This is a genomic window from Streptomyces lincolnensis (assembly GCF_021173675.1).
GTDB classification, from domain to species: Bacteria; Actinomycetota; Actinomycetes; order Streptomycetales; family Streptomycetaceae; genus Streptomyces; species Streptomyces lincolnensis_B.
The window spans coordinates 1-255 of the sequence record NZ_JAIHON010000073.1; the positions used below are offsets into that span (position 1 = coordinate 1).

Sequence of the window (255 nt, forward strand, 5' to 3'; positions counted from 1 at the left end):
TCCTACGGCGCCTTGCGGATCACCCGCGAACTGCGCCGTCGCGGGCAGGTCGTGAACCGTAAACGGGTCGCGCGGATCATGCGGGAGAGGCAGATCGCCGGGATAACGCGACGGAAATCGCGCTCCCCGACGAAACAGGACCGCTCGGCTGCGCCAGCGCCGGATCTGATCCTGCGGGACTTCACGGCGCCGATGCCCGGCCTGAAGCTCGTCGGTGACATCACCTGCCTGCCGACTGCAGAGGGATGGCTGTAT

1 protein-coding gene is annotated in these 255 nt (G+C 67.1%); it reads left to right on the top strand.

Going from position 1 to position 255, the window contains the following annotated elements; translation table 11 throughout:
• Positions 1-255 (top strand): IS3 family transposase (locus K4B79_RS48925; RefSeq protein ID WP_232033719.1); only part of this gene is annotated, 255 nt, incomplete at both ends.